18 protein-coding genes and 1 tRNA gene are annotated in these 21,269 nt (G+C 67.7%); 4 read left to right on the top strand and 15 right to left on the bottom strand.

All coding sequences use genetic code 11. The annotated features are described in order from the left end of the window. On the bottom strand, nt 1-1,414 hold a 1,414-nt coding region (locus F3J14_RS24690), incomplete at its 3' end, for an acyl-CoA dehydrogenase family protein (RefSeq protein ID WP_166725215.1). Nucleotides 1,415-1,586: 172 nt separating this feature from the next. Here F3J14_RS24690 and F3J14_RS24685 point away from each other — a divergent pair. After that, nucleotides 1,587-2,489, top strand: a complete 903-nt coding sequence (locus F3J14_RS24685; protein ID WP_166725214.1) for a LysR family transcriptional regulator — start codon at nt 1,587-1,589, stop codon at nt 2,487-2,489. Between the two features lie 10 nt (nt 2,490-2,499). Here F3J14_RS24685 and F3J14_RS24680 read toward each other — a convergent pair whose 3' ends face one another. The 4 genes from F3J14_RS24680 to F3J14_RS24665 form a co-directional block, all read right to left on the bottom strand. Then, complete coding sequence (locus F3J14_RS24680) at nt 2,500-3,918, bottom strand: amino acid permease (protein WP_166725213.1); 1,419 nt, start codon at nt 3,916-3,918, stop codon at nt 2,500-2,502. A 92-nt stretch (nt 3,919-4,010) separates the two neighbouring features. Beyond that, complete coding sequence (locus F3J14_RS24675; RefSeq protein WP_211080388.1) at nt 4,011-5,072, bottom strand: porin; 1,062 nt, start codon at nt 5,070-5,072, stop codon at nt 4,011-4,013. 100 nt (nt 5,073-5,172) lie between these two features. Beyond that, on the bottom strand, nt 5,173-5,559 hold the full coding sequence (locus F3J14_RS24670; RefSeq protein WP_166725211.1) for a RidA family protein: 387 nt from the start codon (nt 5,557-5,559) through the stop codon (nt 5,173-5,175). Nucleotides 5,560-5,589: 30 nt separating this feature from the next. Further along, nucleotides 5,590-6,804 (bottom strand): amino acid aminotransferase, encoded by a 1,215-nt coding sequence (locus tag F3J14_RS24665; protein ID WP_166725210.1) that lies wholly within the window; start codon nt 6,802-6,804, stop codon nt 5,590-5,592. Nucleotides 6,805-6,995: 191 nt separating this feature from the next. On the opposite strand from F3J14_RS24665, the gene F3J14_RS24660 reads away from it, so the two are divergent. Both F3J14_RS24660 and F3J14_RS24655 read left to right on the top strand, forming a co-directional pair. Next, nucleotides 6,996-7,478: an Lrp/AsnC family transcriptional regulator gene (locus F3J14_RS24660; RefSeq protein ID WP_166725209.1), complete on the top strand. Its 483-nt coding sequence runs from the start codon at nt 6,996-6,998 to the stop codon at nt 7,476-7,478. 82 nt (nt 7,479-7,560) lie between these two features. Further along, nucleotides 7,561-7,635 (top strand) — tRNA-Val (locus tag F3J14_RS24655). Nucleotides 7,636-7,786: 151 nt separating this feature from the next. Here F3J14_RS24655 and F3J14_RS24650 read toward each other — a convergent pair. The 10 genes from F3J14_RS24650 to hutH form a co-directional block, all read right to left on the bottom strand. Continuing rightward, on the bottom strand, nt 7,787-9,181 hold the full coding sequence (locus F3J14_RS24650) for an aspartate aminotransferase family protein (RefSeq protein WP_166725208.1): 1,395 nt from the start codon (nt 9,179-9,181) through the stop codon (nt 7,787-7,789). Between the two features lie 28 nt (nt 9,182-9,209). Next, complete coding sequence (locus tag F3J14_RS24645) at nt 9,210-10,547, bottom strand: glutamine synthetase family protein (protein ID WP_165751698.1); 1,338 nt, start codon at nt 10,545-10,547, stop codon at nt 9,210-9,212. 12 nt (nt 10,548-10,559) lie between these two features. Beyond that, nucleotides 10,560-11,366, bottom strand: a complete 807-nt coding sequence (locus F3J14_RS24640) for a gamma-glutamyl-gamma-aminobutyrate hydrolase family protein (RefSeq protein WP_166725207.1) — start codon at nt 11,364-11,366, stop codon at nt 10,560-10,562. A 726-nt stretch (nt 11,367-12,092) separates the two neighbouring features. After that, entirely contained in the window at nt 12,093-12,890 is a 798-nt protein-coding gene (hutG, locus tag F3J14_RS24630; RefSeq protein WP_165751701.1) for an N-formylglutamate deformylase, read from the bottom strand. A gap of 59 nt (nt 12,891-12,949) precedes the next feature. Beyond that, a complete protein-coding gene (locus tag F3J14_RS24625; RefSeq protein ID WP_166725206.1) occupies nt 12,950-14,326 on the bottom strand; it encodes a formimidoylglutamate deiminase in 1,377 nt (458 codons plus the stop codon). Nucleotides 14,327-14,349: 23 nt separating this feature from the next. Then, entirely contained in the window at nt 14,350-15,573 is a 1,224-nt protein-coding gene (gene hutI / locus F3J14_RS24620; protein WP_166725205.1) for an imidazolonepropionase, read from the bottom strand. A gap of 4 nt (nt 15,574-15,577) precedes the next feature. Further along, the gene (locus tag F3J14_RS24615; protein ID WP_166725204.1) at nt 15,578-16,228 is read right to left on the bottom strand and encodes a HutD family protein; all 651 of its coding nucleotides are present in this window, start codon (nt 16,226-16,228) and stop codon (nt 15,578-15,580) included. A 2-nt stretch (nt 16,229-16,230) separates the two neighbouring features. Continuing rightward, nucleotides 16,231-17,919 carry a urocanate hydratase gene (gene hutU, locus F3J14_RS24610; protein ID WP_166725203.1) on the bottom strand — a complete coding sequence of 563 codons (1,689 nt, stop codon included), beginning with the start codon at nt 17,917-17,919 and terminating at the stop codon, nt 16,231-16,233. A gap of 38 nt (nt 17,920-17,957) precedes the next feature. Continuing rightward, nucleotides 17,958-18,653: a histidine utilization repressor gene (hutC, locus tag F3J14_RS24605; RefSeq protein ID WP_006754586.1), complete on the bottom strand. Its 696-nt coding sequence runs from the start codon at nt 18,651-18,653 to the stop codon at nt 17,958-17,960. A 4-nt stretch (nt 18,654-18,657) separates the two neighbouring features. Continuing rightward, nucleotides 18,658-20,181: a histidine ammonia-lyase gene (hutH, locus tag F3J14_RS24600; protein ID WP_166725202.1), complete on the bottom strand. Its 1,524-nt coding sequence runs from the start codon at nt 20,179-20,181 to the stop codon at nt 18,658-18,660. Between the two features lie 226 nt (nt 20,182-20,407). Between hutH and F3J14_RS24595 the strand changes: the two genes are divergently transcribed. Then, on the top strand, nt 20,408-21,269 hold an 862-nt coding region (locus F3J14_RS24595), incomplete at its 3' end, for a transporter substrate-binding domain-containing protein (RefSeq protein ID WP_166725201.1).

Genomic DNA, 21,269 nt, shown 5'->3' with positions numbered 1-21,269 from the left:
GCAGCGGCGCCGCGCCGAGCCGATCGCCGAGGAACGTGCGCAGCGCGTCCAGCGCCTGCTCGCGCTGCGCGGCGCGCGCGACGTCGAGCGCGACGATGTTGCTGGTGCCTTCCCAGATCGAGCCGAGATGCGCGTCGCGCACGATGCGCGCATCGCTCCATTCCTCGATGTAGCCGGTACCGCCGCGCACCTCCATCGCGTCGCCCGTCACGCGGCGCGCATCGCGGCACGCGCGGAACTTGATCAGCGGCGTCAGGATGCGCACGCAGCGCGCGGCCTGCTCGTCGCCCGCATCCGCCTGCGGCAGCAGCAGCGCGATCTGCATGAACAGCGCACGCGCGGCCTCGGCGGGCAGCAGCATCTTCATCAACTGGCGCTGCATCAGCGGCATCTCGATCAGCGTCCGGCCGAACGCCGTGCGGTGCGCGGCCACGTGCAGCGACTCGTTCAGCGCGCGCCGCATCAGCCCGGCCGCGCGCACGCCGTTCGACAGCCGCGACATGTTGATCATGTCGGCCATCTGGTGAAAACCGCGGCCTATCTCGCCGATCAGGTAGGCCTGCGCGCCTTCGAGCGCGATCTCGCCGCTCGCCATCGAACGGCTGCCGAGCTTGTCCTTCAGCCGCACGATCCGGTAGCGGTTGCGCGTGCCGTCCGGCAGCGTCTTCGGCAGCAGGAACAGCGCGAGCCCCTTGATGCCGTCCGGCGCGCCGTCGGGCCGCGCGAGCACCATCGCCAGATCGGCGTCGGCGTTCGAGCAGAACCACTTGTCGCCGTACAGGCGCCACGCCGCTTCGCCCGGCGCGTGCGTTTCGCGCACCGCGCGCGTCGCGATGCGGCCCACGTCGGAGCCGGCCGCCTGCTCGGTCATGAACATCGCGCCCTGGAACAGCGTGTCGAAATCGCGTGACGCGAGCATCGGCAGGTAGTGCTCGACGAGCGCCGGTTCGCCGAAACGGCGCAGCGTGCGCGTGAGCGAGTCGGTCATGCTGACCGGGCAGCACAGCCCGAATTCCGCCTGCACGAACAGGAACGTCAGCGCGTACTTGACGAGCGGCGCCACCGCGTCGGGCTGGTGGCTCAGCGCCGCGAGCCCGAGTTCCGAATACGCGACGCGTTCGAGCGCGACATACGCGGGGTCCTTGTCGATCCGCTGCACGGCCTCGCCGCGCCGGTTGCGATGTTCGAGCACGGGCGGATGCTTGTCCGCGCGCGACGCCCATTCGTCGAGCTCGCCCGACACGCGCGCGCCGAGTGCATGCAGTTGCGGTTCGAGTCGTGCGTATTGGGCGGCGCCGAGATGCAGCTTCAGCAACGCGCCGAGATCGCGATCGGCCGTGAAGAAATTGATGCCCCGGCTGTCGGGGATGTTGCCGGATGCGCCGGCGTCCGGCGTGCGAGCGGTGTCGTTCATGCATGCGTCTCCATGGTGGCCCGGCTACCGGCGGGCGCCCGCCTCGTGGCGGCGCGGCGGCCGATGCCAAGCGTTACGCAGAGCCTAGGCGCGTGATCGATAAGCGTCCAATACAGGATTTGTCCGGTACGATAGACGGCACTTATCGATGCCGGAGCCGGGAGGAGACAACATGGAACTGCGGCAGTTGCGCTACTTCGTGGCGGTCGCCGAGGAACTGCATTTCGGGCGCGCGGCGAAGCGCCTGTTCATCTCGCAGCCGGCGCTGAGCTTCGACATCCGCAAGTTCGAGGAAGCGCTCGGCGTGCAGCTCTTTTCACGCACCAACAAGACGGTCGCGCTGACCAACGCGGGCGCGGTGCTGCTCGGCGAAGCGCGCCGGCTGCTGCTGCAGGCGAGCGAGGCCGAGCGTCTCACGGTGCGCTCGGCGTCCGGTCTCGCGGGTCGGCTGCGGATCGGCTTCGTCCATTCGATGCTGTATCGCGGGCTGCCCGATGCGGTGCAGCGCTTCGAGGCCGACTATCCGGGCGTGGAGATCGTGCTGAGCGAGATGAACACGCACGCGCAGGTGCAGGCCGTCCAGCGCGGCCAGATCGATCTCGGTTACGCGCACTGGGGCCACTGCCCGCCCGAGGTCGAATCGACGCCCGTCTACGCGGAACCGTTCGTGTGCTGCCTGCCGGCCACGCATCCGCTCGCGCGGCGCCGGCAGGTCGCGCTCGCCGCGCTGGCCGCGGAACCGTTCATCCTGTTTCCGCGCGACGCGGCGCCGCACTATCACGACCTGATCATCGCGCAATGCGTGAACGCGGGCTTCAGCCCGCTGATCCGTCACGAGGCGCGGCTGTGGCAGACGATCCTGTCGATGATCGAGTTCGGGATGGGCGTCGCGCTGGTGCCGCGCGTGCTGCAGCAGGTGAAGAGCGACCGGCTCGCGTTCCGGCCGCTGAAGGATGCGTCGCTCGAATCGCGCACGCTGGAACTGAAGCGCAGCGGCACCGCCGAGCCGGTCGCGCTGCGCTTCGCCGACTACGTGCGCGCGTCGATCGACGCGCTGCCCGCGCTCGCGGGCTGAGCAGGCGCCGCTACTTCGCGTCCGGCTGCAGCACCGGCTGCGCGCGCCGGTACCACACCGCGTACACGACCGACAGCGCGACCAGGAACGGAATGCCGAAGATCAGCGTCATGTGGAATTCGGCGGTGAAGTAGGTCGTCACCATCACCGCGAGCATCAGCGCCGCGCCGAGCAGCGTCAGCAGCGGAAAGCCGCGCATCCGGAACGCGGGCGCCGGCAGGCCGAGCGCCGCGCGACGCCGCCGGAAGCAGTAGTGCGTGATGAAGATCATCATCCACGTGAACAGCGCGCCGAACATCGACACCGACATCATGATCGTGAACGATGCATCCGGATACAGCACGCTCAGGACCGTCGCGAGCGCGATGCCGAGCGTCGACAGCATCAGCGCGCCGAACGGCACGCCGCGCGCGTTCACCTCGCCGAGCGCCTTCGGCGCATGGCCCGCGCGCGACAGGCTGAACATCATCCGCGTCGTGATGTAGAGCTGGCTGTTCATCGCGGACAACGCGGCGATCAGCACCACGAAGTTGATCAGCCCGGCCGCGCCCGGCAGGTGGATCGCCTCCATCACCTTCACGAACGGGCTCTCGTCGCGCCCCGCCGCCGTCCACGGCACGATCGCGAGCATCAGCGCGAGCGTGACGAGGTAGAACAGCACGAGCCGCACGATCGTCGAGCGGAACGCGCTCGTCACCGCGCGCTCGGGATCTTCCGCCTCGCCCGCGGCGACCGCGATCATCTCGATGCTCAGGTAGCTGAAGATCGACACGATCACCGCGACCCACATCCCCCACATGCCCTTCGGAAAGAAGCCGCCGTGATCGGTGTAATGATGGAAACCCGCGCGCGCCGCGCCGTCGCCGACCAGCGCCGGATTGCCGAAGACGACATACGCGCCGAGCACGATGAAGCCGACGATCGCCGCGATCTTCACGACCGAGAAACCGTATTCGACCGCACCGAACACGTCGACGCTACGCGCGTTGACGAACACGAGCAGCGCCGAGAAGCCGACGATCCACAGCCAGCCCGGCACGCCCGGGAACCAGTACTTCATGTACAGCGCGATCGCGGTGACTTCGGTGCCGACCGCGAGCACGATGCACGCCCAGTACGCATAGCGCACGAGAAACCCGGCCCATGGGCTCACGTAATGTTCGGCGTAGGCGCCGAACGACCCGGAGGTCGGGTGCGCGACCGTCATCTCCGCGAGACAGCCCATCAGCAACAGCGAGATGAACGCGCCGATCGCGTAGCTGATGAGCACGCTCGGGCCCGCGAAGCCGATCGCGAACCCGCTGCCGAGAAACAGACCGGTGCCGATCGCACCGCCGATCGCGATCATCGCCATCTGCCGTGCGGAAAGCGTGCGGCGCAGACCGTGCTCGCGCGCCGCGATGTGCTGGAATTGCCCTTCTGGTTGCATCGAATGACCTCGTTCTAAAGCGTCAGTCCGGTCGAAACGTCGACGGCGCACGGGCCGGTGCCGGACCGCACCGGCCACCGCGCGCCGCATGCTCAGAACAGGTGGCGCAGGCCGGCCGCGATGCCCGTCTGGTTGCCGCGTCCGGGCATTTCGGTGAACGCTCCACCCGTCACCCGGTTGTAGTCGAGCGTCGCGTAGACCTGCGTCGCCTTCGACAGCGCGTACTCGGCCTCGAGCACGCCTGTATAGCGCTTGCCGCCGTTACCTGCCACGCCGTTGACGTTGCGGATGTCGTCGTAGTAACCGACGCCCGTCACCGATACCGCCGGCGTGACCTTCACGCTCACGCCGGTGTAGAAGATCGCGTCGCGGCGCGGGTTGTCGGCGAACGAACCGTAGGTCACGTCGCGGCCCGGCGCGTTCAGCAGCTGCCGGTCGAGCATGCCCGTGCGGTCGATGCCGCCGAGATAGCCGGCGTACAGCGTCGCCGCACCGAACGCGTAGCGTGCGCCCGCGCCCCAGGCCTGCTGTGCACGGCTGTTCAGGTCACGCACCTGCTGGTAGGTCGCGCCGACCATCAGTCCGCCGAGCGTGTACGACACGTGCGTGCCCCAGTACGCATTCGCGCCGAGGCTGCCCGCGACGCCGCCGAAACCGTAGCTCGCGCCGACGTCCAGCCCGCCGAACGTGCCGTCGTAGCTGACGGTGTTGCTTGCGCGGCCCTGCGTGAGGAAGTACGGCCACATGTTGGCCGTGTAGTTGCCGACCGTCAGCGGATCGAGATCGCCGAACAGGTTGAACGCCTCGGTCGCCTGCCGGCCGAGCTTCACGGTGCCCCAAGCGCTCGCGAGGCCGATATACGCGTAGCGGCCGAACAGTGCGCCGTCGAGCTGCCCGTTCTGCGGCTCGAAGCCGCTCTCGAGCTGGAAGATCGCCTTCAAGCCGCCGCCGAGCGCTTCGCTGCCCTTCAGGCCCCAGCGGCTGTTGGTGATCGCGCCGTTGGTCATCTGCACGCTCGCGTCGTTCGACGCATTCGCATGCGTCGTGTAGCGGATGCTCTGGTCGACGATGCCGTACAGCGTCACGCTGCCCTGCGCCATCGCACCGCTCGCAGCGAGCAGGCCCGCCATCGTCGGTACTACGAATCGAATCATTCTCGTCACGTTCGTCTCCATCCTTGTCTTTATCCTTGTTGTGCTTCTCGGGGTTTGCGGGTGATTACGGGTATTGCAAGCCGCGCCACGCGGCGTGGTGCTAGTCGCGCGCCGCCGGCAGCGCGACGTACGCGACGAGTTCGACGCGCATCGCCGGATGCGCGAAGCCCTGCACGCCCACGCATGTGCGGTTCGGATACGGTTCGCGAAAGTGGCGCCGGTATTCGGCGTCGAATTCCGGCATCGCCTTCACGTCGGACAGATAGACGAGTACCTGCGCGACGTCGTCCATCGTCGCGCCGGCCGCCGCGACGGCCTTCGCGAGATTGCCGAGCGTGATGCGCGCCTGCGCGGTCATCGTGTCGCCGACGATCGCGCCGGATGCATCGACCGGCCCGTGGCCGGTAAACATCAGCCCACCCGCGCGGGTCGCCCACGAGAACGGCTGGGCCAACTGCGGCAAGTCGATCGGGATCGTGTCTGCCATCGTGTCCTCCTTCGGTTCGGGATCGGCCGCTCAGGCGGCCTGGCGCGACTTGCCGCCGAGCACGTCGGCGATCGCGTTCGCGACATGGTCGAGGTTCGCGTCGTTCAGGCCGGCGATGCACATGCGGCCCGAGCGCAGCAGGTAGACGCCGTGCGACGCACACAGCCGGTCCACGTCGGCCGCGGCGATGCCCGTATAGCTGAACATCCCGCGCTGCGTGACGAGTGCATCGAACGCGGGCGCCGGCAGGCGCGTGTCAAGCCGCGCCTTCAGCGCGCCGCGCATGCGCTTAATGCGAGCACGCACCTGTGCGACCTCGTCTTCCCAACGCGCGCGCAGCGCGTCGTCGTTCAGCACGGTCGACACGAGTTGCGCGCCGAACAGTGGCGGACTCGAATAGGTGCGGCGCACGCCGGCTTGCAACTGGCTCAGCACCGTCGCCGCTTCGCCCGCGCTCGCGCAGACGATCGACAGCCCGCCGACGCGCTCGCCGTACAGCGAGAAATTCTTCGACAACGAGTTGCTGACGATCGCCGGCAGCCCCGCTTCGACGATCGCGCGCACGGCCCACGCGTCGTCGTCGAGCCCGTCGCCGAAGCCCTGGTACGCCATGTCGAGGAAGGGAATCAGCCCGCGGCGCGCGAGCACGTCGATCACCGCGCGCCACGCGTCGCGGCCGAGGTCGAGGCCCGTCGGGTTGTGACAGCACGGCTGCAGCAGCACGATGCTGCGCGCGGGCAGCGCATCGAGCGCCGCGAGCATCGCGTCGACGCGAAGATCGTTGCGCGCTTCGTCGTAGTACGGATACGCGTGCACGTCGAGGCCGGCCGCCGAGAAGATCACGCGATGGTTGTCCCACGTCGGATCGCTGATCCAGATCGCGCTGTCGGGGAAATAGCGCTTCACGAACTCGGCGCCGAGCCGCAGCGCGCCCGAGCCGCCGAGCGTCTGCAGGGTCGCGATGCGCCCTTGCGCGAGCGCCGCGCAGCCGGCGCCGAACACGAGGCGCTGCACGCCCTGCCGGTACGCGGCGAGCCCTTCCATCGGCAGATACGTGTGCGGCGCGCCGGCTTCGCGCAGGCGCTCGGCCGCGAGACGTGTGCTCTCCAGCACCGGGATGCGGCCCGCGTCGTCGTAGTAGAGGCCGATGCTGAGGTTGACCTTGTGCGGATGCGCATCCTGCTGGAACGCCTGGAACAGCGACAGGATCGGGTCGCCCGGATAGGCGGGAACATGTTCGTACATGGCGGAAAGACGGTAGGAGTTGAAGGCGGCAATACGGCCGGCGGCGTGACAGCGCGTCAGGCCGTGCGGTCGAGGCATGGGGCGCATGTTATCGAGGACGAAATAGAATGAGCTTCACTTTTCGATGACGAATCGCGTCGATTGCAGTAGAGTCTGCGTCTGCTGTCTCAAAATTCACGGGATTCTGCGAAATGACTCTGGATCGAACCGACATGCGGATCCTCCGGCACCTCGAGCGGGACGGACGCATCAGCAATCAGGACCTCGCGAACGCGGTCGCGCTGTCGCCGTCGGCGTGCCTGCGGCGCGTGAAGCTGCTCGAGGAACGCGGCGCCATTGCGGGGTATCGCTGCACGATCGAGCCGAAGAAGGTCGGCGTCGCGTTCGAGGCGCTGGTGCATGTGTCGATGCGGCCGGACGTGCCCGAGTGGCACGACCGGTTCGTGGAGGCGATCCAGGCGTGGCCGGAAGTGATCGCCGCGCAGATCGTGACGGGCGGCTCGAACTACGTGCTGACGGTGCGGGCGCGCGACCTCGACCACTACTCGGACTTCGTGATCAACCGGCTGCACCGCGCGGCGGGCGTGATGTCGATCAATTCGAGCATCGTGCTCGCGACGCTCAAGCGCGACGGCTCGATCCTCGATCTCGTCGAGCAGTCGACGGCTGGCTGATGGACTGCTGCACGAACCTGAAAAATATTTGAAGAAAGGGCTTTACGAACCCCAAAAGCTCTGACATAATTTCAGCTTCTTTGGGCGGTTAGCTCAGCGGTAGAGCACTGCCTTCACACGGCAGGGGTCACTGGTTCGATCCCAGTACCGCCCACCAAAGAATTCAAGGGCCTGCGTCTCACGACGCAGGCCCTTTTCGTTTTGCGGTCGCTTTTCTGCGCCCCTCCTCCTTGCCGAATGCTTCGGGTTCGCCCACCCCGTTCAAGAGACGGCGCTTCGATGGCACGTCATCGACGCGCCGCGACGGTTCACTTCCCTCGCCCTACCCGCTCCGCCGTCGCGTCGAACGCACGCCGCGCCTTGTCGACGATCTCGTCGACTTCCGCCTCCCGGATCACGAGCGGCGGCGACAGCAGCATCCGGTCGCCGGTCGCGCGCATGATCAGGTTGCCGTTGAAGCAGAAGTCGCGGCAGATCGTGCCGATATCGACATCGGCGCCGAATCGCTCGCGCCGGCTCCGGTCGCGCGCCAGTTGAACGCCCGCGACCAGCCCCGCTCCCGCGATCTCGCCGACGATCGGATGATCGCCGAGGGCTTCCCGCAGTCGGCGCTGGAAATACGGCCCGATGTCGCGCTTCACCCGCTCGACGATCCCTTCGTCGCGCAGCAGCTTCAGGTTCGCGACCGCGACGGCCGCCGCCACCGGGTGACCCGAGTACGTGAGGCCGTGATTGAATTCGCCGTTATCGATGATCGGCCGCGCGATGCGCTCGTGAATGCCTACCGCACCCATCGGCACATAACCCGACGTCAGGCCCTTGGCCATCGTGATCAGATCCGGCTCGAAGCCGAAGTGCTGGTGCGCGAACCATTCGCCGGTGCGCCCGAAACCGCCGATCACTTCGTCGGCCACGAGCAGGATGTCGTACTTGCGGCAGATCCGCTGGATTTCCGGCCAGTACGTCGACGGCGGGAAGATCACGCCGCCCGCGCCCTGGAACGGCTCGCCGATGAACGCCGCGACGTTCTCCGCGCCGAGTTCGAGGATCTTCGCCTCGAGCTGCTGCGCGCGCGCCAGGCCGAACGCCTCGGGCGTCTCGCCGGCTTGCGCTTCGCCGAAGAAATACGGCTGGTCGATGTGCACGATGTGCTCGACCTTCGACGGCATCTGCTCGTGCATGTAGCCCATCCCGCCGAGCGTGCCGCCCGCGATCGTCGAGCCGTGGTAGCCGTTCTTGCGCGAAATCACGAACTTCTTCTGCGGCTGGCCCTGCACGCGCCAGTACTGGTGCACGACGCGCAGCACAGTGTCGTTGCCTTCCGAGCCGCTGTTGCAATAGAAGAAGTGGTTGAAGCCGGCGGGCGTGACTTCGGCGAGCAGCGCCGACAGTTCGATCACCGGCGGGTGCGTGGTCTTGAAGAACGTGTTGTAGAACGGCAGTTCCTGCAGCTGGCGATACGCGGCGTCGGCGAGCTCCTTGCGGCCGTAGCCGACGTTCACGCACCAGAGGCCGGCCATCCCGTCGATCACCTTGTTGCCGTCGGAGTCCCACAGGTAGACGCCGTCGGCCTTCACGATCACGCGGCTGCCCGCGCGATTGAGCGCGCCCATGTCCGAGAACGGGTGAATATGGTGCGCGGCGTCGAGCGCGCGGTATTCGGCGGTCGAGTGCAGCGGGAAGGCTTCGTTTCGATCGGTCATGTTTCCTCCGTAAAACAGCGCCGCACGCTCACACGTGCAGCAGCAGATGGCGGCGTTCCCACGAGCTGATCACGCGGAAGAACGCTTCGTATTCGGTTTCCTTCAGCGCCAGGTACGCCTTCACGAACTTGTCGCCGAGAATGCCGGCGAGCGGCGTGCACGCGGCCATCAGCGAGATGCCCTCCTCGAGATTGCGCGGCAGCTGGTACGGCAGGTCGTAACCGTCGGACGCGATCGGCTCGGTCGGCGCGAGCTGCTGCGTGAGGCCGAGATAGCCGGCCGCGAGCGTTGCCGCGAACGCGAGGTACGGGTTGCAGTCGACGCCCGGAATCCGGTTCTCGATGCGCCGCGCGACCGGCGTCGACTGCGGGATGCGGAAGCCGACCGTGCGGTTGTCGTAGCCCCACTGCACGTTGATCGGCGCGGCCATGAAACGCGACAGCCGGCGATACGAGTTGATGTACGGCGCGAAGATCGGCATCAGCGCGGGCGTGTATTTCTGCAGCCCCGCGAGATAGCTGTGGAACATCGGCGACACGACCCCGTCTTCTTCGGCGAACAGGTTGCGACCGGTGTGCACATCGGCGAGGCTCTGGTGGATGTGCATCGCGGAGCCCGGCTCGCCTTCCATCGGCTTGGCCATGAACGTCGCGTACATGTTGTGCCGCAGCGCCGCTTCGCGCACCGTGCGCTTGAACAGGAACACCTGGTCGGCCAGCGACAGCGCGTCGCCGTGCACGAAGTTGATCTCCATCTGCGCGGCGCCGACTTCGTGGATCAGCGTCTCGATGTCGAGCCCCTGCATCTCGCAGTACTCGTAGATGTCCTCGAACAACGGATCGAACTCGTTGACGGCCTCGATCGAATACGACTGCCGGCCGGTTTCCGCGCGGCCGGTGCGCCCGATCGGCGGACGCAGCGGCAGGTCGGGATCCGCGTTCATGTCGACCAGGTAGAACTCGAGCTCGGGCGCGACGACGGGATTCCAGCCCTTCGCCTTGTACAGGTCAAGCACGCGGCGCAACACGTAGCGCGGCGAGATCTCGACCGGCGAGCCATCGAAATGCACGCAATCGTGGATCACCTGCGCGGTCGGATCGACGGCCCACGGAACCAGGCAGATCGTCGATGGATCGGGCACGCACACCATGTCGGGATCGGTCACGCCGGTCAGCGTGCCGTCCTCCGGATAGTCGCCGGTGACGGTCTGCACCATCACGGCCTGAGGCAGGCGCATCGATTCGCCGGATTCGAATTTGTTGCGCGGAATGATCTTGCCGCGCGCGATGCCGGCCATGTCGGGAATGATCGCCTCGACTTCGGTGATGCGGTGCTGACGCAGGAATTCGCTCAGTTCGGGTTGCATGATCGGCCTCGTTCAGTCGATGTCGGATGCAGCCGGCGACGGCATGGTGCCGCCTGCCGCATGAATGCGGTGTGTCATGCGCGCGCGGCACGCCGCGCCGAATGCCACGAAGATGTCGCGCGACAGCGGCTGTTCCGCGAAACGCCATTCGGGATGCCACTGCACGCCGAGCGCGAACGCGCGCGCGCCGCGCACGCTGACGGCCTCGATCAGCCCGTCGGGCGCGCTCGCTTCGACCGCGAGCCCCGCGCCGAGCCGCGCGACGCCCTGGTCGTGCAGCGAATTGACCATCGCGTCGTGCGCGCCGCGCGCGATCCGTTGCAGCAGGCCGCCCGGCGAAAGCTGGACGCGATGGGCGGGGCCGTACTGTCGCTCGAGCGGATCGCCGTCGCGCTCGCGATGGTCATGGAAGCTGGGGCTCGCATGCAACCGCTGATGCAGCGTGCCGCCGTACGCGACGTTCAGCTCCTGCATGCCGCGGCAGATCGCGAGCACCGGCACGCCGGCATCGATCGCCGCACGGATCAGCGGCAGCGCGGTCGCATCGCGCGCGGGGTCGTGCAGCGTGTCGGGCGTACTCGCCGGGCCGCCGTAATGGTGCGGCTCGACGTTCGAATAGCTGCCGGTCAGCAGCAGCCCGTCGACGGACGCAACGATCGCGTCGACCGGCTGCCGCGCACCCAGCGCGGGCAGCACGAACGCCAGCGCGCCGGCGCCGTCGACCAGCGCGACGAGATACTTCTCGCCGGCCGTGTGGTTCGGATGGGCGCCGCGCAGGATGCGGTCGGCGGTGACGGCTACGATCGGGCGCGCTCGCATGATCGCCTCCGCGATAAGCGCGCGACGCGGCCGGACGCGCAGGACGATGGAAGCCCGCTGTGGCGCGGCATGCGCGCGTGCGCAATCATGCCGCGCGCACGGTGCGGCAACAGACGGTACGGCCCGATGCGAAAATGGACAACGACACTAGGGTAACAATGAAGCGCTGCCGTCGCGCTGCACCGCGCTGAACACGTGCGCGGTCACGAGGTTGAAGCGGCGCAGGCCGCGATGGGACACAGCGAAGAAACCAGGCTCGCGTATGAGGGCGGCGCGCGTGCCGCGATCAGCATGCCGGATCGGCCCGGCCTGAGGCGGCGCGCCCGCCGACGGACTTCGGGTCCGGCGTATCGAAGGGCTGGCGGCTTTCACGATCGTACTCGACTGACTGATGAAGGCAGGACACGTGTCGCGGTGAAGCGCAGGCGGCAATGCCGTGCGGCGACACGTAGGCAAGGTGTCTCGCATCGGATTCCGGCACGGTACGGCGCCAATCGACGCCGTCGCCGCCGGTGCGCGCGTGACGACTTCCTGACATTCAGCTTATATCACCTAAAAATTGCGTCAAATTTTAAGGTGCCGATCCCGACATCGATCAGACAAAAAAAAACGGCATCGACCGTTCGGATCGATGCCGTTTTGTGCGCTGCGTCGGCTTGTGCACCGCCTGCCGGCAAGCCAGTGCGGAAAGTATTACCGCACCGCCGCACGCAGCGTGCCGACGAGTCAACGATGCGCGAGCGCGGTTTCGACGAGCGTTTGCAGCAGCGGCACGACCCGCGCGGCGCGCGCTTCGTCGTACGCGTACGGACGCGTCTCTTCCATGTAGGTGATCTGCGACAGTTCGAGCTGCACGGCTTCGACGCCGGTGGCGGGCACGCCGTAGTGACGCGTGATGTAGCCGCCCTTGAACCGCCCGTTCGCGACCGCCGTATAACCGCCGTGCGCATTCACGCATGCGGCCAGCGCCTCGGCGAGGCCGGGCGCGGCGCTCGCGCCGCTCGACGTGCCGAAGTTGAAGTCCGGCAGGCGGCCTTCGAAGAAACGCGGCACGTGCGAGCGGATCGAATGCGCTTCCCACACGAGCACGCGGCCATGCTCGCGCTTCAGGCGCGCGATCTCGCCTTGCAGCGCGTCGTGATACGGGCGCCAGTAGCGGTCGCGGCGGCGCATGATCTCGTCGTTGCCGGGCAGCGCGTTCGGCGGATACAACGGCGCCTTGTCGAACGTGTCGACCGGCACGAGCCCGGTCGTATCCTGCCCTGGGTACAGGTTCTCGTTGTCGGGCGGACGGTTCAGGTCGACGACGTAACGCGCGTGCGACGGCACGAGGATCGATGCGCCGAGCGTCGCCGCAAACCCGTACAGCCGCTCGAGATGCCAGTCGCAATCGTCGACGAAGCGCGCATCGGGCGTCATCGTCGCGGCGATGTCGTCGGGGATGTGGGTGCCTGCGTGCGGGATCGAGATCAGCAGCGGCAGCGTGCCCTGCTTCAGCGTGAATACAGCCGGTTGTTCAGTCATGTCGCATCACCGTAAAAGTCTGCCGGCGCACGCGCGCGGCGTGCGCCGGGCGCCACGCGTCAGCGCAGCAGTTGCGCCAGCGCGGCGCGGTAGTCGGCATAAGCAGCGGTTTCGTCGCGATGACGGCGGCCGCTCACGACGCGTTCGCCGCCGGTGTAGACGTCGAGCACCGGCGTGTCGCCGTGCTCGGCGAACACCGCGCCCGACAGCCAGGCCGCGCTGCCGTGTTCGGCGATCGCGGGATGATCGGGATCGAGCACGAGCCAGTCGGCGCGGCAGCCTTCACGCAGCGCACCGATGCGCCGCCCGCTTGCCTGCGCGCCGCCGGCGAGCGATGCGTCGAACAGCCGGTCGGCGACATGCGCCTGCGTGTCGCTCGCGAGCACGTTGCGCGCGCGATGCACGAGCCGCTGCCCGTATTCGAGCAGGCGCAACTCCGAGCGCCAGTCGACCGATGCGTGGCTGTCCGAGCCGACACCGATCACGCCGCCCTGCGCGAGATAGTCGACGGCCGGGAACACGCCGTCGCCGAGGTTCGCTTCGGTGGTCAGGCAGAGGCCTGCCACCGCGCGACGCTTCGCGAGCGCCGCCGTTTCGGCCGCATCGACATGCGTCGCGTGCACGAGGCACCAGCGCGCGTTGACGTCGAAGCGATCGAGCAGCCATTGCACGGGCCGCGCGCCGTAGACACGCACGCAATCGTCGACTTCGGCCGTCTGCTCGGCGATGTGGATATGCACCGGTGCGTCGTCGGGCAGGCCTTCGAGCAGCACGCGCAGCCCGTTCTCGGACACCGCGCGCAGCGAGTGCGGCGCGACGCCGTAGCGCAGCCCGCCGTGCTCGGGCGCGACGCGGCGCATCGCGTCGAGCAGTTCGAGCAGGCCGTCCGGCGTGTTGATGAAGCGGCGCTGGTCGTCGCGCGGCGGCTTGTTGCCGAAGCCGGCGAACTGGTACGACACGGGCAGCATCGTGATGCCGATGCCGGCCGAGCGCGCCGCGTCGATCACGCGCGTGCCGAGCTCCGCGAGCTGCGGATAGCGCGAGCCGTCCTGCGCGTGATGCACGTAGTGGAATTCGCACACCGACGTGTAGCCGCACTTGAGCATCTCGACGTACAACCAGCGCGCGATCGCCGCGAGCGCGTCGGGCGTGATCTTCAACGCGAAGCGGTACATCAGGTCGCGCCAGCTCCAGAAGCTGTCGGAAGGATTCGCACGGTATTCGGTGAGCCCCGCCATCGCGCGCTGGAACGCGTGCGAATGCAGGTTCGGCATGCCGGGCAGCACGGGCCCGGCCGCGCGCGCGACGCCTGCCGGCGCATCGGTGTCGGGCGTCACGTCGGTCAGCGTGCCGGCCGCGTCCCAGCGCAGCAGCACGTTGCGGCGCCAGCCGTCGGGCAGGTAGGCATGGTCCGCGAACAGCGTCATTTCGGTCATGGTGAGTCTCGTCTCCTGCAAGGCTAGCCGTTCATCCGGCGAAACACCGTCGCACCGTTGCGCACGACCTGCTCGCACAGCGGGCGGCCGATCCAGTAAGCGAGCTCCGACAGCGAGCCGACCGACCAGACCGCGAAATCGGCCTGACGACCGATCTCGAGCGCGCCGTGCCGATCAGCACGGCCGAGCGCCGCGGCCGCATGGCGCGTCACGCCCTGCAGCACTTCGGGCACCGTCATCCGGAACAGCGTGCAGCCCATGTTCAGCGTCAGCAGCAGCGATTCGAGCGGCGACGTGCCGGGGTTGTGATCGGTCGCGAGCGCGATCGGCACGCCGTGCTTGCGCAGCAGCTCGATCGGCGGCAATTGCGTTTCGCGGATGAAGTAGTACGCGCCGGGCAACAGCACGGCGACCGTGCCAGCCGCCTTCATCGCCTCGATGCCGGCTTCGTCGAGAAATTCGAGGTGGTCGGCGGACAGCGCGCGATAACGCGCGGCAAGCGCGGTGCCGCCCGCGTTCGACAGCTGCTCCGCATGCAGCTTCACCGGCAGGCCGCGCCGCGTCGCGGCCTCGAACACGCGCTCGGTCTGCGCGAGCGAAAAGCCGATGCGCTCGCAGAACACGTCGACCGCGTCGACGAGGCCTTCGTCGGCCAGCGTCGGCAGCATCCGTTCGCACACTTCGTCGATGTATGCGTCCGCGCGGCCCGCATATTCCGGCGGCAGCGCGTGCGCGCCGAGGAACGTCGTGTAGACGGTGACCGGGAAGCGCTCGCCGAGCTGGCGCGCGACGCGCAGCATCTTGCGCTCGCTCGCGAGGTCGAGACCGTAGCCCGACTTGATCTCGATCGCGCTCACGCCTTCCGCGAGCAGCGGCTGCAGACGTGCGGCGGCCTGCACGAACAGCGTCGTCTCGTCGGCCGCGCGCGTCGCGCGCACCGTCGACACGATCCCGCCGCCCTGCCGCGCGATCTCCTCGTAGCTGACGCCGGCGAGGCGCTGGGCGAACTCGTCGGCGCGCGTGCCGCCGTACACGAGGTGCGTGTGGCAGTCGACGAGGCCCGGCGTCACCCACGCGCCGTGCAGGTCTTCCCGCTGCCAGTGCGCGTAACCGTGCGGCAGCGCGGAGAACGCGCCGAGCCACACGATCGTGCCGGTTTCGTCGACGGCGATCGCCGCGTCGTCGATGGTTTCGTCGGGGTGGCCGTGCGGACACAGCCTCAGGTGATGCCAGACAGTCGGTTTCATGCGTTCAGTCTCGTTCGCCGACGGCGAGCGACACGGCGAGCAGCGCGCCGCCTCCGCTCACGACGACGTCAAACGCACGCCGCGGCCCGTCGAGCCGCAGCGTGTCCATTTCCTGCAGCGCGTAATGCGCGCCGTCGATTTCGACGCCGACCGCGCCGGTCGCGCAGAACAGCAGCACGGTATCGGCGCGCTCGACGCGGTGTGTGCCTTCGGGCCACACGTCGACGGTCCCGCGCGCGGCCGAGCGGCGCGTCATCAGGTTGAAGTCGCGTGTCGGGCCGTCGTGCAGCGTCGCGTCGATCGCCGTTTCGCCGGCGAAATCCGCACGGGCGAGCGGCGCATCGAGCACATGGCGCGCGCCACCCGCTTCCGTGAGCGTCATGCCCGCGCCGGACAGCAGCACGAGCGTGCGATCGATGCCGTCGAAACGCGAGAACGGCCCGGCCGCGTCGACGTCCGCGACGCTCACGCGCCATGCGAACGCATCGAGCGCGGCGCCCGGCAGCGCCCCGGAGGACGTTCCCCGGGGGGAAAATGCCGCGATTTCGCGCGTCACGCCGCCGCCGTTCTTCCACGGCGACGCAACGAGATCCGCTGCGCGGATCATCGCGGCGGCCAGTGTTGCGTGCACCGGCGCCTGATCGAGCGCCGTCATGCTCAGCGGCCGAGCATCGGCAGCTTCAGGCCGGCTTCGCGGGCCGTCTGCTGCGCGAGTTCGTAGCCGGCATCCGCATGGCGCATCACGCCCGTCGCCGGATCGTTCAGCAGCACGCGGCCGAGACGCTCGTGCGCTTCGGCGGTACCGTCGGCGACGATCACGACGCCCGAGTGCTGCGAGAAGCCCATCCCGACGCCACCGCCATGGTGCAGCGACACCCACGATGCGCCGCCTGCGGTGTTCAGAAGTGCGTTCAGCAGCGGCCAGTCGCTCACGGCGTCCGAACCGTCCTTCATCGATTCCGTCTCGCGGTTCGGGCTCGCGACCGAACCGGTGTCGAGGTGGTCGCGGCCGATCACGATCGGCGCCTTCAGTTCGCCGTTCTTCACCATCTCGTTGAACGCCTGGCCGAGGCGATAGCGATCCTTCACGCCGACCCAGCAGATCCGTGCCGGCAGGCCCTGGAACGCGATGCGCTCACGTGCCATGTCGAGCCAGTTGTGCAGGTGCGCGTCGTCGGGGATCAGCTCCTTCACCTTCTGGTCGGTCTTGTAGATGTCTTCCGGATCGCCCGACAGCGCGACCCAGCGGAACGGACCCTTGCCTTCGCAGAACAGCGGGCGGATATAGGCCGGCACGAAGCCCGGGAAGTCGAATGCGTTCTCGACGCCCATTTCCAGCGCCATCTGGCGGATGTTGTTGCCGTAGTCGAGCGTGGCCGCGCCGCGTTCCTGCAGCGTCAGCATCGCGCGCACCTGCTCGGCCATCGACTGCTTCGCGACCTTCACGATGCTTTGCGGATCAACCTTCTGCGCCTCGCGCCATTGCGCGACGGTCCAGCCTTGCGGCAGGTAGCCGTTGATCGGGTCGTGCGCGCTCGTCTGGTCGGTCACGCAATCCGGCGTGACGCCGCGCTTGACGAGTTCCGCGAACACGTCGGCCGCGTTGCCGAGCAGGCCGATCGAGACCGGCTTGCCGGCGCGCTTCGCTTCGTCGATCATGCCGAGCGCTTCGTCGAGCGTCGTCGCCTTCTTGTCGACGTAGCGGGTCTTCAGGCGGAAGTCGATGCGCGTCTCGTCGCATTCGACCGCGATCATCGAGAAACCTGCCATCGTCGCGGCCAGCGGCTGCGCGCCGCCCATGCCGCCCAGGCCGCCCGTCAGGATCCAGCGGCCCGACGGGTCGCCGTTGAAGTGCTGGTTCGCGACCGAGAAGAACGTTTCATAGGTGCCCTGCACGATCCCCTGGCTGCCGATGTAGATCCAGCTGCCGGCCGTCATCTGGCCGTACATCATCAGGCCCTTGCGGTCGAGCTCGTGGAAGTGATCCCAGTTCGCCCAGTGCGGCACGAGGTTCGAGTTCGCGAGCAGCACGCGCGGCGCATCCGTGTGCGTGCGGAACACGCCGACCGGCTTGCCCGACTGGATCAGCAGCGTTTCGTTGTCCTCGAGATCCTTCAGCGACGCGAGGATCTGGTCGTAGCATTCCCAGTTGCGCGCCGCGCGGCCGATGCCGCCGTACACGACGAGCGCGTGCGGATGCTCGGCGACTTCCGGATCCAGGTTGTTCTGGATCATCCGGTAGGCCGCTTCGGCCAGCCAGGTCTTGCAGACCTTCTCGCTGCCGCGCGGTGCGCGGATCGTGCGCGTCGGATCGAGACGGGGATCGATGTGTTTCGGATGGTTCATGACAACTGCTCCCGAAGGAAAGTGAAGATCAATTGGAATCAGAAATGCCCGGTGAAGCGATAACGACTGCCCGGGTGCCACAGATTCGCCACCGAGGCGACGACGCCCTGCGACCAGGTACGCCGATGTAAAACCAGACACGGCTCGACGTCGTCCATCCGCAGTTGCTCGCGCCGCTCGGGCGCCGGAGCCGCCGCTTCGATCCGGTACTCGACGCGCTGCAGCGGGGCCGCGCGCATCAGGTACAGGTTCGGCGTCGTGTTCGTGAAATCCTGCTCGGCATAATCCGGCGCGACCGCCGGATTCACCCATCGTTCTTCGAGCTGGACGGGTTCGTCATTCTCGAAGTGCAACACCTGCGAATAAAACAGCTTTGCGCGCACGGCCATCTGCATCTCGTCGGCGAGCGCCTCGTCGGCGCGGATCGTGTCGAGGCCGAGCACGCTGGCGCGGTATGCATGCCCGCGCGCGTCGACCTCTTCCGAAATGCTGCGGATCGCGACGAGCGTCGACTCGTACTTCGGCCGCGCGACGTAGGTGCCCGCGCCCTTCATGCGCGTGAGCACCTGCTCGGCCGTCAACTCGCGCAACGCGCGGTTGACGGTCATGCGCGCGACCTTGAACTCGCGGGCCAGTTCGTTCTCGGAGGGCACCTGGTCGCCCTCCGCCCACTCGCCGGCGTGAATGCGGCCCAGGATGAAATCCTTGATCTCCTGGTAGACCGGCGCGCTCATGGGCTTACTGTTCCGATGCGAACGAGAACGGCGCGACCTTCGCGAACGCGCGCTCGCTGACGAGCTTCGCGATCACCGCGATGTCCGGTGCGAAGTAGTGGTCGAGCTCGTAGTGCGCCACATGGCTGCGGATCGTTTCCATCACCGGCGCGAGCTTCGGGCTCGTGTGGTACGGCGCGCGCAGGTCGACGCCCTGCGCGGCGGCCAGCAGTTCGATCGCGAGGATGTACTTCGTGTTGTCCGCGATGTCGGCGAGCTTGCGCGCGGCGAACGTCGCCATCGACACGTGGTCTTCCTGGTTCGCCGAGGTCGGCAGCGAGTCGACCGATGCCGGGTGCGCGAGCGTCTTGTTTTCCGATGCCAGCGCGGCAGCCGTCACGTGGGCGATCATGAAGCCCGAGTTCACGCCGCCGTCCTTCACGAGGAACGGGGGCAGGCCCGACAGCGTCGCGTCGATCAGCAGCGCGATGCGGCGTTCGGCCAGCGCACCGATTTCGGCTGCAGCGAGCGCGAGGTTGTCGGCCGCGAATGCGACGGGTTCAGCGTGGAAGTTGCCGCCCGACAGCACTTCGCCGGTGTCCGGGAAGATCAGCGGGTTGTCCGACACGGCGTTCGCTTCGATCAGCAGCACGTCGGCCGCGTGGCGCATCTGGTCCAGACACGCGCCCATCACCTGCGGCTGGCAGCGCAGGCTGTACGGATCCTGCACCTTGTCGCAGTCGCGGTGCGACTGGTTGATCGGCGAGCCGTCGAGCAGGTCGCGGTACGCCGCGGCCGCGTCGATCTGGCCGCGATGGCCGCGCAGCTCGTGAATGCGTGCGTCGAACGGCTTCACCGAGCCGGCCGCCGCGTCGACCGACAGCGCACCGGCGACGAGCGCGGTGCGGTACAGGTCTTCGATCGAGAACATGTTGTCGAGCGCCAGCGCCGTCGAGGCCTGCGTGCCGTTCAGCAGCGCGAGGCCTTCCTTCGCCTGCAGCGTCAGCGGCGCGAGGCCCGCGACGCGCAGACCGTCCAGCGCGCTCGCGCGCTCGCCGCGGATGAACACTTCACCGACGCCGAGCAGTACGGCCGACATGTGCGCGAGCGGCGCGAGGTCGCCCGATGCGCCGACCGAGCCCTTCACCGGGATCAGCGGCAGCACGTCGGCGTTGAACAGCGTGATCAGCGCGTCCATCACCTCGCGGCGGATGCCCGAGTGGCCGCGCCCGAGGCTCGACAGCTTCAGCGCCATCAGCAGACGCACCGACGAGCGCGCCATCGGCTCGCCCACGCCGACCGCATGCGACAGCACCAGGTTCTTCTGCAGCAGTTCGAGCTGGTCGTGCGGGATGTGCGTGCTGGCCAGGCGGCCGAAGCCCGTGTTGATGCCGTATGCCGGCTCGCCCTTCGCCGCGATGTCGGCGACGGCCTTCGCGCCGGCGTCGATCTTCGCGAAGCTCGCCGGGTCGAGCGTGAGCTGCACGGATTCGCGAGCGATCTTGCGCAGTTGCGGAAGGGTCAGGTGGCCGGGGGTCAACGTAATCATGTGAGCAATCCTGTCTAGACAAGTTCGGGATGGATTGCAGTGTAGCCATCGGAACTTGTCTAGACAACCCCGTTTTTAATGATTTCGACTTGGGAGTTTCCCTGATGTCGGGTGCGGCCCGCCGGAGTAGCCGGACAGGCTCCGCAATTAACATATGTTGCAACTATTTTGTTTTTGGCAACATACGAATCCACACCTTCCCGCCATCCGCCTTCGGAGACCTGCCATGACCATCCCGCCCCGGTTGACCGCCCTTTTCAGCCGCAGCCTGCTCGTCGCCGCCTGCGCGCTCGCGTGCGGCGCGTCGCTCGCCGCGGAGCCGCTGTCCGGCACGCTCGAGAAGATCCGGCAGGCCGGCCTGATCTCGATCGGCCACCGCGAAACGTCGGTGCCGTTCTCCTACGTCGACGCGAGCGGCAAGGTGATCGGCTTCTCGCAGGACCTGTGCGATCGCGTGATCGCCGCCGTGAAGGCGCGCACCGGCAAGCCCGATCTGCAGGTGCGCTTCATCCCGGTGACGTCGCAGAACCGTATCCCGCTCGTGCAGAACGGCACCGTCGATCTCGAATGCGGGGTGACCACCAACCTCGCCGCGCGCCACGCGCAGGTCGCGTTCTCGACCACCTTCTTCGTCGCGACGACGCGCCTGCTCACGCGCACGAGCTCGGGCATCCGCGACTTCCCCGATCTCGCCGGCAAGACGGTCGTGACGAACCAGGGCACGACGTCCGAACGCCTGCTGCGCAAGATGAACGAGGAAAAGAAGATGAACATGCAGATCATCAGCGCGAAGGACTACGGCGAAGGACGCCTCACGCTCGAATCGGGCCGCGCGGCCGCCTACATGATGGACGATGTGCTGCTCGCCGGCGTGCGCCAGCTCGCGGCGAAACCGGCCGACTGGGCGATCGTCGGCACGCCGCAGTCGTCGGAAGCGTACGGGTTCATGCTGCGCAAGGACGATCCGCAGTTCAAGGCGCTCGTCGACGGCGTGCTCGTGCAGTTGATGAAGAGCGGCGAGATCAATGCGCTGTACGACAAGTGGTTCATGAAGCCGGTGCCGCCGAAGGGGCTCGCGTTCGACTTCA

The sequence above is a fragment of the Burkholderia sp. Tr-862 genome (assembly GCF_011753085.1).
GTDB classification, from domain to species: domain Bacteria; phylum Pseudomonadota; class Gammaproteobacteria; order Burkholderiales; family Burkholderiaceae; genus Burkholderia; species Burkholderia ambifaria.
The sequence above is the reverse complement of the archived record's forward strand: the minus strand, read 5'-3'. Positions and strand labels throughout refer to the sequence as shown.